This window comes from Gramella sp. KN1008, assembly GCF_004332155.1.
Classification (GTDB): domain Bacteria; phylum Bacteroidota; class Bacteroidia; order Flavobacteriales; family Flavobacteriaceae; genus Christiangramia.
This window is the reverse complement of sequence record NZ_SJDV01000001.1, coordinates 323,790-338,410: the sequence shown is the minus strand read 5'-3', so window position 1 is coordinate 338,410 and position 14,621 is coordinate 323,790. Positions and strand designations below refer to the sequence as shown.

The 14,621-nt window shown below is 39.8% G+C and carries 11 protein-coding genes; 2 read left to right on the top strand and 9 right to left on the bottom strand.

Features of this window, described 5'->3' with window-relative positions; all coding sequences use genetic code 11:
- Positions 1-5: 5 nt before the first annotated feature.
- On the top strand, positions 6-623 hold the full coding sequence (locus tag EZJ28_RS01675; protein ID WP_131394201.1) for a metallophosphatase domain-containing protein: 618 nt from the start codon (positions 6-8) through the stop codon (positions 621-623).
- A gap of 134 nt (positions 624-757) precedes the next feature.
- Entirely contained in the window at positions 758-1,087 is a 330-nt protein-coding gene (locus EZJ28_RS01670; RefSeq protein ID WP_131394199.1) for a hypothetical protein, read from the top strand.
- A 55-nt stretch (positions 1,088-1,142) separates the two neighbouring features.
- On the opposite strand, the gene EZJ28_RS01665 is transcribed toward EZJ28_RS01670, so the two are convergent.
- From EZJ28_RS01665 to EZJ28_RS01625, 9 genes are all read right to left on the bottom strand, one after another.
- Positions 1,143-1,529 carry a response regulator gene (locus tag EZJ28_RS01665; protein ID WP_131394197.1) on the bottom strand — a complete coding sequence of 129 codons (387 nt, stop codon included), beginning with the start codon at positions 1,527-1,529 and terminating at the stop codon, positions 1,143-1,145.
- The gene (locus EZJ28_RS01660; RefSeq protein WP_131394195.1) at positions 1,526-3,874 is read right to left on the bottom strand and encodes a PAS domain S-box protein; all 2,349 of its coding nucleotides are present in this window, start codon (positions 3,872-3,874) and stop codon (positions 1,526-1,528) included. The genes EZJ28_RS01665 and EZJ28_RS01660 overlap by 4 nt, the downstream gene beginning before the upstream one ends.
- A 668-nt stretch (positions 3,875-4,542) precedes the next feature.
- Complete coding sequence (locus tag EZJ28_RS01655; RefSeq protein WP_131394193.1) at positions 4,543-5,892, bottom strand: hypothetical protein; 1,350 nt, start codon at positions 5,890-5,892, stop codon at positions 4,543-4,545.
- Positions 5,893-6,131: 239 nt separating this feature from the next.
- Entirely contained in the window at positions 6,132-8,531 is a 2,400-nt protein-coding gene (locus tag EZJ28_RS01650; RefSeq protein ID WP_131394191.1) for a tyrosine-protein kinase family protein, read from the bottom strand.
- A 1-nt stretch (position 8,532) separates the two neighbouring features.
- On the bottom strand, positions 8,533-9,330 hold the full coding sequence (locus EZJ28_RS01645; RefSeq protein WP_131394189.1) for a polysaccharide biosynthesis/export family protein: 798 nt from the start codon (positions 9,328-9,330) through the stop codon (positions 8,533-8,535).
- A 59-nt stretch (positions 9,331-9,389) separates the two neighbouring features.
- On the bottom strand, positions 9,390-10,514 hold the full coding sequence (locus tag EZJ28_RS01640) for a glycosyltransferase family 4 protein (protein ID WP_131394187.1): 1,125 nt from the start codon (positions 10,512-10,514) through the stop codon (positions 9,390-9,392).
- A gap of 54 nt (positions 10,515-10,568) precedes the next feature.
- Complete coding sequence (gene wecB, locus EZJ28_RS01635) at positions 10,569-11,684, bottom strand: non-hydrolyzing UDP-N-acetylglucosamine 2-epimerase (protein ID WP_131394185.1); 1,116 nt, start codon at positions 11,682-11,684, stop codon at positions 10,569-10,571.
- Positions 11,685-11,747: 63 nt separating this feature from the next.
- The gene (locus EZJ28_RS01630) at positions 11,748-12,965 is read right to left on the bottom strand and encodes a glycosyltransferase family 4 protein (RefSeq protein WP_131394183.1); all 1,218 of its coding nucleotides are present in this window, start codon (positions 12,963-12,965) and stop codon (positions 11,748-11,750) included.
- A 14-nt stretch (positions 12,966-12,979) separates the two neighbouring features.
- Positions 12,980-14,605 carry an alginate lyase family protein gene (locus EZJ28_RS01625; RefSeq protein ID WP_131394181.1) on the bottom strand — a complete coding sequence of 542 codons (1,626 nt, stop codon included), beginning with the start codon at positions 14,603-14,605 and terminating at the stop codon, positions 12,980-12,982.
- Positions 14,606-14,621: the final 16 nt, after the last annotated feature.

Here is a 14,621-nt window from a genome sequence, read left to right as displayed (position 1 = left end):
ATACCATGAGGCTAGTTTGCCTTGCCGACACCCATAACCAGCATCGAGATATTGCCATACCCGAAGGTGATATTCTTATTCATGCGGGCGATTGTACCGATGGTGGCACCAGAAATGAAACTTCCGATTTCCTTGCATGGTTTTCAGAACAACCTCATCAACACAAGATTCTTGTACCCGGCAACCACGATTTCTATTTCCAGAAAGCCGGGAATCTTATTGACATCCCTGAAAACATTCATTTATTAATAGATAATGGAAGAGAAATAGAAGGCCTTCAGTTTTGGGGCTCTCCCGTATGCCCGGGCAATGGAAACTGGGCTTTTATACGGGAAAGAGGAACTCACATAAAAAAACACTGGGACCTTATACCAGACACTACAGATATTCTTATCACTCACACACCGCCTTATGGTATACTCGATCAAATTGGAAGCGGCGCGCATATTGGCTGCGAAGAACTGGCAAAAACTTTAGAGCTTGTTCAGCCAAAATACCATTTCTTTGGACATATTCACCAGGCATCGGGAAGATTACAACGCTCCGGCACCTCATATTTTAATCTTTCAATTCTTGACGAACGCTTTAGGATCATGCACTCCCCGGCGGTACTGGATTTATAAAGTAAATTTCTTCTTAATTCTTTCCCACTCCAAGTTAAAAATTTATTAACGAGGAAAGTATTACATTTTTTTTAACAGCTTTTGTGCTCTCTAATAGTAATTTAGCCGTGATGAAAATGATGAATACGATACCTATGAGCACAATTATTACTCCTGAAATTATAGATGAAGTTAAAAATCTAATTTCGTACAGTATAATCAATAGAAATCTGGAGAAGTCTAATTTCCAGACGATGCATCGCGCCATCATCAAAAAGTACTTCGAGGCGAAACATGTGAATATCGATTACGAGAAACAAACGATCGATATGCAATTACCCGTAGGCAATAAAAGATACACCAGTATCACTTTTGAATGCCAGGATCTGGAAAGATTCCTGAAATCCTGCTTAAAGAAAGATGAAAAAAGTCTTTTCTTTTACCAAAGCCTGCTTACCCACTATAACGTGATTTCTGCAGCTTAAACCAGTATCAGGAAAGTTTAAAAGTTAAAGCTTCGGTCCCTACGCCGGGCTTTTTTTATTTCAGGTCCTCACCAATCTCCACTAATTGTTCTACCCGTAAAGGTTTGGAAAGGAAACCTGCCAGGCCCGGGAATTCTTCTTTCTTTTCCAAATCGGAATAAGCTATGGAAGAGGTCACTATATAGATCCTGCACTTTTTAAAGAGAGCCGAAAAAGAATTTTGAAGGAGCTCCAGAAACTGCCAGCCATCCATTTCGGGCATATTTATATCCAGCAGGATCACATCTGGTAACCGTGACTCGTTATTTTTTAGATCCTCCAGGGCATCCGCCGCGTTCATATAATAATATGCCCTTCCAAAAACACCTGCCCGGTCAACCAGTTTCCGAATGATCCTCTGGTAGATCTCATCATCGTCTATTATCCAGATCCCCTTTCTCATTTAAAAAAAACTTTAAATAATGATCCTATTTCCGGTTTACTTTCCACTTCTACTGTTCCGCCCATCGCATTAATCTGATTCTTGGTAATGAATAAGCCCACCCCCCGGGAGTCGCGTCTACCCGAAAAGGTCTTGTATAAACCAAAGACTTTTTCCCCATGTTTTTCCAGATTTATCCCGATACCGTTATCTTCAATTTCAAGAACCCAGCTTCCATTGTGAGAATAGCCCCTTATAGCGATTTCAGGAGTTCTAACGGGATGACTATATCTCAACGAATTAGTTAAAAAATTAAGCAGCACACTTTCCATATACGCTGGATTGAATAATACCATCATCTCTTCAGGTATCTCCTTATTTATCCGGGCTTCCTTGGATTTTATCTGTAGTCTGAGCAATTTCAGGGTCTTATCCACGTAATCAGCTACACTCACCTCTTCAATCGTTATATCAAGATTAGTATTAATAGATACTACTTCGTTCAGATCTTGCAGAGACTGGTTAAGATTATCTGAAACATTCTGGAGTAAATGAACATAATTCTGTCTTTCCTCCTCCGAATCTTCGGTTGCATAAAGTTCTAAAATAGATTCCAGGTTACTGGAATGAGAACGAAGGTTATGGGAGACGATATAAGCGAAATTAAGCAGGCGCTTATTCTGTTCCATAACAAGTTCATAAGATTTTACCAGGTTGAGTTCAGCCTCCTTCTTTTCGGTCACATCCCTTAAATTCACAACATAGCCCTCAATACTTTTATCATTTAAAAGATTTGTAAGTGTCGCATTCACCCAGATCCAATTGCAATTACTGGTCTTTATGCGCATAATGATATCTGAAGCAGACTTGCCGGAAGAGGTCCTCACAGTTTTCAGCTTCTTAAAGAAGAGCCTGCGGTCGTCACGGTGAATCAGACTAAAGATATCATTTCCAGAACACAGAAGCTCATCGTAGCCTGTGATCCTTTTTAACGAAGAGGAACAATAAACAGCTTCCCCTGTTTTGTTAATAATAAGGATCACTTCATTGGAATTATCTACCAGGGATCTGAATCGCTTTTCATTTTCTACCAGTTCCTGCTTTGCCTTAACCCGTGCCGAGATATCCTCTACTATAGCAACATGTGAAGTAGGTTCCTGGTCTTCTTTCCATAATGCCGATACATGGAGTCCAACCCAAATATATTCTCCCTTTTTTTGCTTCAGGCGTTTTTTCAAACTGTATTCCCTTATCTCATTATTTTTCAATTTTCTCATAAGTTTCAGGTTCTCCTCGATATCATCCTGATGAGAAATGTTTAAATAATGCATAAGCTTAAGTTCTTCTTCAGAATACCCAATCAATTCCTGAAACTTTTGATTGGTTTCCTGGAAGATTCCTGTTTTGGAATTTACCCTCACCATCCCAATAGCAGCCTGATTAAATATGGTTCTGAAACGCAATTCACTTTTTGCAAGCTCACCGGCCTGTTCCTTAACCCTGACCTGAAGCAACAATGGCTGCTTCATTGCATTGAAGATGATCCAGCCACAGGCTCCCGAAAGAATAAGGATCAGAAATGCAACCGGAACCAATGTGTACAGAGGTTGAGATGGATCTACAGGAATTATATAGATTTTCCAATTCCCGTCAGGAAGGGTAACCTGTTCGGAATATGATTCATTCAGACCTTCATCATACTCCATAAAGAATTCCTCCTCCCCTGTAACGGGATTTGTCTTTGAGATCTGAAAGTTATATTTCTCTCCGGCCAGTTCTTTAATACCCGACTGGTTTACGAGATTATCAAAATCGATTAGAACCGCCACAAAGCCCCAGAACTCCTCTTCAATAAAGACCGGCAGCCTCCCCACAACCGCAAAGCCCCCCTGCTTCAGTTCAAATGGTCCGGCAAAGAACATATTGCGTTTCTCTATGGCTCTAAAAGCCTCTGCATTGCGGGTACTATCCTGGAGGATATTATAATTAAGTGCTTCTTTATTCTCCGCATATGGATAAACTTTGGTTATAACCCCATCGGGTACAATTTGTATCCCGTCTATATTAGGGTTATTGTCAACCAACCTAGGAGCAACCTCATCAAAGTTCTCCATTCCTCCATCCTCATCTATCTGAAGTGCCAGAGAAACCGCTGCCGAATAACTATATTTAAGGGATTGCTCAATGTTTTGCTCCACCACCTCGATGATCCCCGACATCTCTTTCTGCCGTACCTCGAGAAGAATTCTGTAGCGCTGCCAGAGCATAACAAAACCGACAAGGAGAAGAAACAGGAATGCAAGTAAGCCTATAAGGAATGGCTTCCTTTTGGAGATGGTGTTAGGGTTTTTAATGGTTTGCGCCATTCAACAAGGTTAAAGGCTAGTTTAGGGCTTAAATTTCCAGGTGGCAAATATAGGTAATTAGCTGTAAATATGAAGATTAATTTAGAAAGGGGTAATTAGAAAGAAGCGGAGAGAAGATGTTGAATTGCTGCATAGCAGAGAAGAGAAAAGAGAAAAGAGAGAGGTGTTAGATTATTTTAAATTTTAAATGTTGAATCTGGAATTGTCCACGGAAAATTCCCAGAGTCTTTGCGAGGCTAAGTCATGGCAAACTTTTAGAATAGCTTAAAGCTTTAAGTAGTAAGTTTTAAGCCTTCCTTTTGGAATGTTGAATTATGATTTATGAATTATTCTAAAACAGAGAAGAGAAAAGAGAGATAAGATTTACTCCTGACTACAGACTAATCGCAGATTCCTTCACTTCGCCCGGAATGACTTAAACCCACAACACACAACTCCTAACTTCGAACGAAGAACTACCAACCAGCCACCAGATTTCTCCCTACGGTCGAAATGACCTAAGCCTACACAACATCTAACACAACTCACCCTAAAGACTACCGACTAAAGACTTCTGACTAACATCAGATTCCTTCACTTCGCCCGGAAAGACTTAAACTCACAACAGAGAACTCACAACTGACGACATGGCCTCCAAACTAATAACTATTGACTAGCCTACCGGCTACTCAAAACTGCTTTGAAAGACTAAGGCCGGCACCATATACAGGTTTGGAGACGTTGGAATACTCCGCTCCCAGCATTATTCGAAGCTTAAAAGGTTCGTTTAGAAGTCCCATTTCATAGCTTAGATAGATTTCATCCCGGTTGGGGGTGTATCTTTTATTGTACGCCCCATCTTTTCTTACATAAGTTGCAAGAAACTTATATGGATAGACTACAAAGTGGTTACTGAAATTTCCTTCTACTCCAATGTGATGCGCTAAAAATTTATTCCCGACTACCATATCTTTTTCTTCACTATAATCAAAAAAAGGAAGCCCTATGATCCTTTTCTGGTATGTCCATCCAGATTTAAACATAGTAAAGTTATTAAAGTAAGCGTCATGGCCATGAATTGTTCTTCCATCACTTTGATCTCTCGTATAATAAAACTCATAAAGAGCACTTTGAAATATTTTTTTTGTTGTGTTATTCTGAAAATGGATACCATATCTACCATCAGGAAAATTCACATATCTACTTCCAGTTCCATCCTCGAAAAAGTGATTATAAATGAACTTAAAATTGCCACTCGTTAATTCTTTAGTTATATATAACTCATATGTACCCAAGTGAGATCCAATGACATTTGCTCTATCCGTAGCCGGAGCATTCTCACCTCCTTCCCTACCTAAAACAATTTTAAAATAATCCTCAAGACCTCCTGGGAGATTACCTAAAGCTGGGGAATTACCTCCCCATTGTGCGAAGTGACGAATCCCCCCCTTTAATTGCCATTTTTTATCAAAATTATATATCAGGTATAAACTTTTAGCATGTAATCTTGCACCTTTCACAAAACGGTCGTTTCCCATTAAATATTCCTCCCAGGAAAATTCGAATCCAAATTTTTCGTTTTCATTAAAATACACCGGTCTTGAGGACTGAATCTGAATCCCGGGCATCGGTCTTGCATTTAAAGACCAGGCAAAGTTTTCATTTGTGGCACTAAGACCATTATACATTTCAGGCTCCTGCTTTCTCCCCCCAACAATCTGCAACCAGGAATATTTAAAATCAAAATACAGCTCATCGATAAAATCATCATTCAGGTGATCATCCTGGTATAAAACTCCTGCTCCTAACTCCACACTTGATTTTTGTGAAAGGTCATACTCCATCTTCCCTGACAGCAAACCTGCAAAATTGGTCTGTTCAGAGATCCTGCCTCTTTGATTGGCATAAAACCAGAAAGGTGATTTTTCTTTATTTGAGTAAAGACCTTTCAGGTTAAAATTTCCGGAAAATTCGACCTGTGAAAAAACCTGGAAACCTGAAATAAATGCCAGGAATAATAAACTTGTTTGTAGTTTCAATTGTTGGTGTTTATAAAAAAGAACATTGCTTAAAGTAATTTGACTTAAGCAATGTTCTTGTTACTCATTATTCGTCTGTAAAGGAGTTTAAAGATTTCTCCTCCGCTTTGCTTCATCGAAATGACAAGCCTGAAGGAAAAATTTATATGTGAAAGGGCACTTTGACGCCACAGCCCACAACCTTATCGGTTAATGATTATTGCTAATAGATAATTAAAAGGACTCAGCCTGTCGATGACTTACCAGAAAGCAGCCTTATTTCTTAATTTTTGCAAAAAGGACTTCTTTTCTTCGCCGTAAGCATATCCATACTTATTACCGTACCCAAAGTTTGCCCATTTCACATCATTTAGCACAAAGCTTACATCGTGCAGTTTTCCATCATTTTTAGCATCCCTCGCGAAGCTTATCAGCTTTTTCTCTGTATAGCCGGCACGTACCACATAAAGAGTAAGGTCAGCAAACTTATTGATAAGGAAGGTATCTGTAACCAACAGTGAAGGAGCCGTATCCACGATCACATAGTCAAACATCCTTTCCAGTTCCCTGAACATTTCTCCAGTTTTCTGTCGGCGCCATAATTCTGAAGGATTTGGCGGAATGGTTCCTGAAGGCAGTAATTGCAGATTGGAATGATCCAATTGGGTTTTCCTGATAAGGTCCTGCAACACCAGGTCATCATTTGCCAGGTAATCACTTACTCCTGTATGCTCCCTGGCATCCTTCTCGAAGCGCTGCAACTGTGGATTCCGCAGATCACCCCCCACCAGTAGTACCTTCTTTCCGGCATTTGCCAGGGTAGCCGCCAGGTTAAAGGAAACAAGGGTCTTACCTTCCCCTTTAACAGTGGAAGTGACGAAGAGCGTGTTCCCACGCTGTTCCTTTTCGGCTGTATTTACAATGAGATACTGAAGGTTTGTATGCAGGATCCTGAAAGCTTCGGCCATTACACTTCGATCATTTTTAAGGATCATCTCCCCATCTTTCTTATTTGCATGTGGGATCTCACCAACCACCGGTATTTCCTTAGCCTCTTTTTCCAGATCTTCCTTGGTCTTGACTTTATTATTAAGTAGATTCTTCAGGTAAATGACAAGAAACGGAATAAGCAATCCTAAGATTAAGGAGGCCAGCATCACTATCCTTGGCTTTGGAGAAACGGCTTCTACCGAACTATAGGCACGATCTACAATCTTTGCCTTTGGCGCGGTTACCGCAAGACTCAAACTGTTCTCTTCTCTTTTTTGCAAAAGGAATAAATAAAGTGATTCTTTGATGTTCTGCTGTCTTTCTATTCCGCGATATTTTCTTTCTTTTGAAGGAACAGCCGAGATCTTTGAGTTGATCACCGAGCCCTGTCTTTCAAGTTCCTGCTGAGCAACACTTAAGTTGGTCCTTAATCTTTCGAAGCTTGCCAGAACGTTACCGCGTATCTGATCTATCTGAGAGTTAAGCCTTCTTACCACAGGGTTCTTTTCAGTAGATCCGCTTAAAATCCTGTTCCTTTCCAGTACGAGATTGTTATATTCCTCAATGCTGGCATTCACGCTTTGTTCTTCAATTCCTAGATTCGCCGGAAGCAGGTCTGAGCCCGAATCATTCTTTAAGTAATCCAGCATGGTATTCGACAGCTCCAGCTGAGTGGCAATTTCCTGCTCTCTCTTATTATATTCGCTCACATTTTCGATGAACATCTCAGATTCGGCTTCAATATTGGTAAGCCTGTTCTCCTCTTTGAACTCTTCCTTTCCTGTTTCTACCGAATCCAGTTCGCGGTTAATGATCTCCAGTCTTTCATCTATAAAGGAAGCTGTATTTCTGGCTACAAGGTTCTTATCCTCTATGGCCTCCTGATTGTATTCAAATATCAACTGGTCCAAAATATCCTGTGCTTTTTCCTTGACAGGATCTTCCAGGCTTAACTCAATAAGGCTGGAATTCTTCTCGGTAAGATTAATATTAAGTATAGAACGGTATTTGGAAACTACAGGTTCTATATTGGAAAAACCTATAACCAGCAAAATCTCTTTATCTGTGGACTCAAAGTCGGTATTCTTGGTAATGATGATATCGGCAAAGGGAAGTTCCATGGGAACTCCTATTTCACCTTCAAAAATTTCATCTGTTTCCTTATTCAGTAATTCAAAATCGTTTCCATCTTTTACAAAACTGAATCTATTACCGGCTTTCTTTGAGTAATTCTTTAATTCCTTACTATCAAGTTTCAATATATTAATATAGAAAGGTGTATTTAGATATAACTCTGTGTTGTTGATGGTATTTTCATTATAGTAGGTCACATGAAGGTTTAGTGCCTTGATCACACTGGTCATCATTCTTTTGGACCTCAGGATCCCAATCTCATTTTCAATGGAATTGGTTCCCATTCCTCCTAAAAGGCCAAGATCGGCAAAGGCCGCCACTTCCGAGCCCGGAGATTTTCCCTTTTCATCCTTGATTATGATGCTGGCCTGGGTTCTATAGGTTGGGGTTGCATATCTCAAATAGGAAAACGCAATTATTAAACAAACCAGGACACCCAGCACAAACCAGGGCCAATGCTTAGTATACTTCTCTAGTTCTTCTCTAAGGTCGATCTCTTCTTCCTGTGGACGGGAGTTATGATTTTGCTGTGACATATTAATTAGTAATTAAAACTGCTAATGAAATTAGAACTGAGGCTATGGAAATATAAACCCCGGCATTACGATTATAACTTGCAGATTGTCTTTGAGCCCCATTAGGCTCCACATATACCACATCATTTTGCTGCAAGTAATAAAAAGGGGAATTTATAACTTCAGGCCTGGTAAGATCAAGGTAGGCATGGATCTTCTTACCATTCTGCTCTCTCATAACCAAAACATTATCCCGTCTTCCATAAATACTAAGATCCCCTGCCAGACCAAGGGCCTTTGGAAGGCTTAGATATTCATCTTTAACATCAAAGGTCCCAGGACGGTTGACCTCCCCTAATACACTTACCTGGAAATTTACAATACGCACATTTACAATAGGATCCTGAACATATTCACTGATCTGAGACTTTAATTTGGCTGCAAGTTGCTGGCGGTTTAGTCCGGTCACTTTGGTAGTTCCCAGAACCGGAAACTCAATATTACCTTCAGAATCCACCAGATAGGTTTGCATCTGCTGTCTGCCACCAACGGTAAGTTCACCCTGCATTCCTCCCTGTGGCACTCCAATTACCGGTAAATTAAAAGGAAGTGCTGCCTCCTGCTCGGGAGCTGAAACACTTATTGTTAAAAGATCATTTGGTTTGATTTCAAGGCTGGTATTTATATTTTCATCTAATACGTCACCTGCTTCTTCAAGTCCCTGGAAGTAAACTATTTCCTTTCGGGAAACACAGGAAGAAGTAAGTACAGTGATCAAAACTATAGTGATCACAGATCTAAAAAATTTGGGGGATTGCATTTTCATAAAAATTTTTGCGAATATAGAATTATTAACTCGTTAGAAGTTGTGAAACTTAATCAAGCAAACGAATTGACACGTTTCATCTGCCTGGCTCTTTTCCTGAGTAGCTGAAAGAATAAAGCTATAATGCCTCCTATTCCCAGCATTGCAAGAACCAGCATATCATGACCTAAATATTTGCTCAATAAAATAAAACTTAAAATGACCAGGATATTCAATATAGCCAGGCTAAAACTGGCCTTAAAATGGGAAAGCCCAAGATCCAGCAAAATATGGTGTATATGATTACGATCGGCCTCAAAAGGGCTTTTCCCGGACAGGAGCCTCAGGATCATTACCCTTAACGTATCAAACAAGGGTAAAAATAAAACTGCTGCAAGATAAACCAGCCTTGCATTATTCAGATAATGAACTTTTGAATCAAATGGTAATGCGAGGATCTTTAGTGTAAGGCATGCTATTACAAGGCCGATGATAAGAGAACCTGAATCTCCCATAAAGATCTTATTCCTGCCCCGGGAAAAATTGAATCGCAGGTATGCGAAAAGAATTCCGGCGACACATACGCTTACCAGTACAAAATATGGATTTCCAGAAGCATAAAATGCCGCAGCATAGGCCAGACTAATAACGATTCCCGCCATGGAAGCGAGCCCGTCAATTCCATCTATAAGGTTATAGGCGTTTATAACGGCTACTACTATAAAAGCACTTAAAAAGTATCCCATCGCCTCGTGAATTTCATAGATCCCGAGAAATCCATGTAAACTGTTAATCTTCAGTTCCGGGGAAAAGACCAGAAAGAAAGCCGCGCTTAACTGCCCAAATAATTTAACCCTTGCCGTAGATATAACAAGATCGTCCTTAAGTCCTACCATAAATAACAAGGTAGCCGCTACGATCAAATGATTCCCGGTATAGGTGGTCTTTACACTTTGGAGTATGGAAATGATCAATACCAAAACCATGAAAAAAGCTACTCCTCCAAAGTTAGGAACTAGTTTATCATGGGAACTCCGCTCATTGATGGTTTTCATCAGGTTCTTTTCTTTGGTAACCCACAATACCTTAGGTATAAAATAAAAGGTTGCAAAGAAAGAAATCCCGAAAACACATAAAATAAAGAACAGATAATTACTTCGAAATAATCCCAGGATCACCTCGTGGTCTAAAATATTCATATGTATTTTAAAAATTAGGTTAGTAAAAACCTATTGGTAGGGGCAATAGTGATATTAAACGTAAGCTTCGGATTTAGAATAAATATATAAAAGTCTTTCAACGATTCTTTCTGCTGTTTTCCCATCCCATAGAGGAATTACCTCACCTTTTTTCCATTCGCCGGCCATCAGTTTATCCAGGTAAGGCTTAAGATTTCCGGGCCTTGTCCCTACAAGTTCATTGGTGCCCATAGTAATAGTTTCCGGTCGTTCTGTATTATCTCTGAGAGTTAAACAGGGAACACCCATTACCGTGGTTTCTTCTGTAATTCCGCCTGAATCTGTAACAACCGCTTTGGCATTCCTAACCAGGTAATTGAATTCAAGATAGGAGAGAGGTTCTACATAATGTAATCTGTCATGATCAATACCAATATTTTTCAGGATCTTTGCCGTCCTGGGGTGTACGGGAAAGATCACTGGCAATTCACCGGTTCCATCAATGATCGCCTGCATCATTGCTTTTAATTTTTCTTCTTCATCTACATTGGCCGGGCGGTGCAGGGTAAGTACAAAATACTTACTATCTTCCAAAGGCTTTCCATCTATAAGGATTTCCGGATCTATCAGGTTCTCCATATTAGAAAGCAGGGTGTCAATCATAGTATTTCCTACGTAATGAATTCTACTTTCCTCAATTCCTGCCTTTCTTAAATTCTCGTTCGCTATTTCAGATGTGGTAAAGAAGTGATCGGTAATGGAATCGGTAACCATTCGGTTGATTTCTTCGGGCATAGTAAGGTCTCCTGAACGTATCCCGGCTTCCACGTGAACCACCTGGGTGTTTAATTTCTTAGCCACAATACTGCAGGCCATGGTCGAGGTAACGTCTCCTACTACTAAAATCACATCAGCAGGATTCTCCAGTAATTCCTTTTCGAACCTCACCATAATATTGGCCGTCTGTTCTGCCTGACTTCCTCCACCGGCTTCCAGGTTTGCATGAGGTTCAGGGATTCCAAGTTGTTCGAAGAAACTTCCTGACATTTTTTTGTCATAATGCTGACCTGTGTGAACCAGTCGAAAATCTATGTCTTCGCCTTCTATCCTGGCTATTTTAATTGCTTTAATGATAGGCGCGATCTTCATAAAGTTAGGCCGCGCTCCAGCGATGATGGTAATTTTTAGCATAGTATATGGTTTATTCTCGCGGGGAATGCAACGGAGATCGTCGCAGCCACTTAAGTAACAATTTTATTTGCTTTTAACTTCTTTCAGGCACTCCAAAATATTAGCTGCAATCTTACTTCTGTCGAAATCCTGTACCAACCTTTTTGATCCTTGCAGATTTTCCTGATACTTCTCCTTAGTCGTTATTGCTGTTATGGCCTCATAAAAGGAGTTTTGATCTTCCGGTCTGAAGCATACCCCGGCATTATAGGTTTCTATAATTCCTTTTGTCTCCCCTTCCAATCCCAGCAAAATTGGTTTCTCCATTGCGGCCGCTTCAAAAATCTTGGAAGGAATAACTGTTTTAAAGGTGTCGCTTTTCCGCAAATTCACCAGGGCCACATCCATCACACTCAGATAGTCCACAACTTCCTTTTTGGATACTGAATCTACAAATACGGCGTTTTTAAGATCAAGATCACTTGCCTGTTGTAGTAGATTTTTCTTCTCAGCTCCATCTCCAATGAACAGAAATGCCAGTTCCGGGTGGGTTTCTTCAAGAGGTTTGATAGAATCCAGGATAAAACTTAAGCCATGAGCCATCCCGTGAGTACCTATATAAGCAAATACCGTTTTATTCTCCAGTTTTAATTTCCTTTCTAGTTCCAGTTTTTTGCCCTGGGGTTTAAAAAGTTCCAGGTTAGCACCGTTCTTAAAAACAGAAATTTTTTCGGATTCTATTCCCCGTTCTGATATTTTCTTTTTAAAAGTATCGGTTACTACGATTATATGATCTGCAGACTTGTACAGTCTTTTTTCAAGCCACTCAAAAAAACGAATCGCTCTGTTCCTTTTCATGGCACCAACAGCAATTATAGATTCAGGCCACAGGTCCCTGACTTCAACGACCCATTTTTTTCTCTTAAAGAAAGAAAGCATATAACCGGAGACCGCAGTAAAAAACTGAGGCGAAGTTGCAATTATCAAATCGGTCCTCACAAAAAGCCCTGCAAAAAAGGCCATAATTGCGAAAGAAATATAGTCAAGTATTCGTTTTACAAATCCTTCATTGGCGGTGATGTAACTCCAGACCCGAATTACTTTGATCCCGTCAATAACCTCCTTCTGGTATAATTTGTTTTTGTAACCGGGATATACTTCTCCTTTGGGAAAATTTGGAGCACAGGTGATAACAGTGACATCAACCCCACTTTTCACCCATTCCTTACAATGTTCATAAGTACGGTTGGCGGGAGCGTTGACCTCAGGAGGGAAGTTATCGGTCAGGAATAATAATTTCATTTTGTTAATTCTTTTCATCCAAAGGTCGCATCAGTTTTGATGCGATCCGCGGCGCTTATCATTGTGTTCGCTACTTGACAGAGTAATTCGGCTTTATGAGTAAACCTGTAGATGATTTTTTTTGCCGGTTGCAGCTTATTAAAAGCCTCAGCAAATTGATATTCTTCCACTTGCAGATCATTAATTCCAGAAAATTCCAGTTTCAGATTTTCATTTATAAGGATAGTTTGCTTATTTATCTGAATATCCACATCAGGATGAAAATGCAAATGTCCTTCTGCCGGCAGGTTTTCAATATTGCCCAATAGCTGATCTTCTACCCGAAAAATACCGGAAGTATATTGAATAGATCTCTTATGTGTAACTCCAAGGTTCCTGTACCCGTTATGAGAAGCTACGAGTTCTGTTTCAGTACTTTTCCAAAGGGAAACCCTCGCCCGCTGCGCAATTCTAAAGCCTCCCCAGACATTAGAGGAATTTTGCTCTTTAATAGTAACTGTATTATGAGATATTGTGGATCTTTCTAATTGTCTGCGATCATTTTTTTCATAAGTAGATATCCCGGTATCAACAACTATCGGCTTATTCTTATAATTCATTACAAATTGAAGGCTATCTGCATGAGAATGCCCAGGCTGATATGAAGGAGCGATTTGCCCAACATCTGCAACTATCTCAAAATAATCATCGCCAAATTTTCTATAACCCGAATCGGACAATCCTTTCATTACAGGCTTCAAGCCAAGGTCTTCGGCATAGCTTAATAATTCTTTAGTTGTTGGAGCAATCTCGTTTGCGGCATCATTTAGTTTGGGAATTTCTCCATTCCGAAAGCTGATCTCATTCAGCCACCCCAGCATTAATTCGGCTTTTTCCTTCAACAGGGATAATAGCTCTCCCCTCTTCCAGGAATTATTCTTTACCAGATTATAGCAATCCAGTACCCGATGGAGAATGATCTGGTGGTACATTGGGCTCAACTCATAATGTGCACCATCTTCCAACACTTGTTCCTTCAATTCTTGAATAAGTATGCTTTTTGCCTTTTCATACAGGCCTATATCTTGGAAGTAATAAGCACCAAATAATAATGAAAATCCATTTTCTAATAAGTGGTTTGCCAATAAGTGGTATTCAAGATTATCTACTAATCTCTGATAATCACGATATAAAAAGACATCTATCTCATTTTTCTCAATCTTATTTTCTGATAAGAATTTGATCCAGTTAATCCCTCTAAGGGAAATCGGGTAAGGTTCCAGACCGTCTTTTAAATCTTCAGCGAATGAAATATAGTTTTGGATCAGCCTCAGGCCTTCCTTTACCGTTATATTTTCCTGGTGGAGAAATTCGAAGTAATTCAAATTATAGGTCCAAAGCTTACCATACTGATCAAAGTTCCAATCTATAGTCATAAACTGCTTTTCGAGATTTAGAAATGAAAAGCTGTTTTGCCCCAGAAACGAATTGGGATAGATTATTCCTTTTTGGAGTTTCAATGGAACCACCTGCTTCGGTGTTCCGGTGTAGGATTTATTTCTAAATCTGTTCTTCAAGCGATAATACACCTGATGGTAAAGCTGGGTTGGCTTTACTTGCTTAAGAGTATTATAGTATAAGGAAATTTTTTCTGAGAACATTTAACCTGTCAGGATT

Excerpts from the sequence above, each read along its gene's own strand:
- EZJ28_RS01675 (WP_131394201.1), top strand. The coding sequence starts at position 6 with ATGAGGCTAGTTTGCCTTGCCGACACCCATAACCAGCATCGAGATATT.
- EZJ28_RS01670 (WP_131394199.1), top strand. The coding sequence starts at position 758 with ATGAGCACAATTATTACTCCTGAAATTATAGATGAAGTTAAAAATCTA.
- EZJ28_RS01665 (WP_131394197.1), bottom strand. The coding sequence starts at position 1,529 with ATGAGAAAGGGGATCTGGATAATAGACGATGATGAGATCTACCAGAGG.
- EZJ28_RS01660 (WP_131394195.1), bottom strand. The coding sequence starts at position 3,874 with ATGGCGCAAACCATTAAAAACCCTAACACCATCTCCAAAAGGAAGCCA.
- EZJ28_RS01650 (WP_131394191.1), bottom strand. The coding sequence starts at position 8,531 with ATGTCACAGCAAAATCATAACTCCCGTCCACAGGAAGAAGAGATCGAC.
- EZJ28_RS01645 (WP_131394189.1), bottom strand. The coding sequence starts at position 9,330 with ATGCAATCCCCCAAATTTTTTAGATCTGTGATCACTATAGTTTTGATC.
- EZJ28_RS01640 (WP_131394187.1), bottom strand. The coding sequence starts at position 10,514 with ATGAATATTTTAGACCACGAGGTGATCCTGGGATTATTTCGAAGTAAT.
- wecB (WP_131394185.1), bottom strand. The coding sequence starts at position 11,684 with ATGCTAAAAATTACCATCATCGCTGGAGCGCGGCCTAACTTTATGAAG.
- EZJ28_RS01630 (WP_131394183.1), bottom strand. The coding sequence starts at position 12,965 with ATGAAATTATTATTCCTGACCGATAACTTCCCTCCTGAGGTCAACGCT.
- EZJ28_RS01625 (WP_131394181.1), bottom strand. The coding sequence starts at position 14,605 with ATGTTCTCAGAAAAAATTTCCTTATACTATAATACTCTTAAGCAAGTA.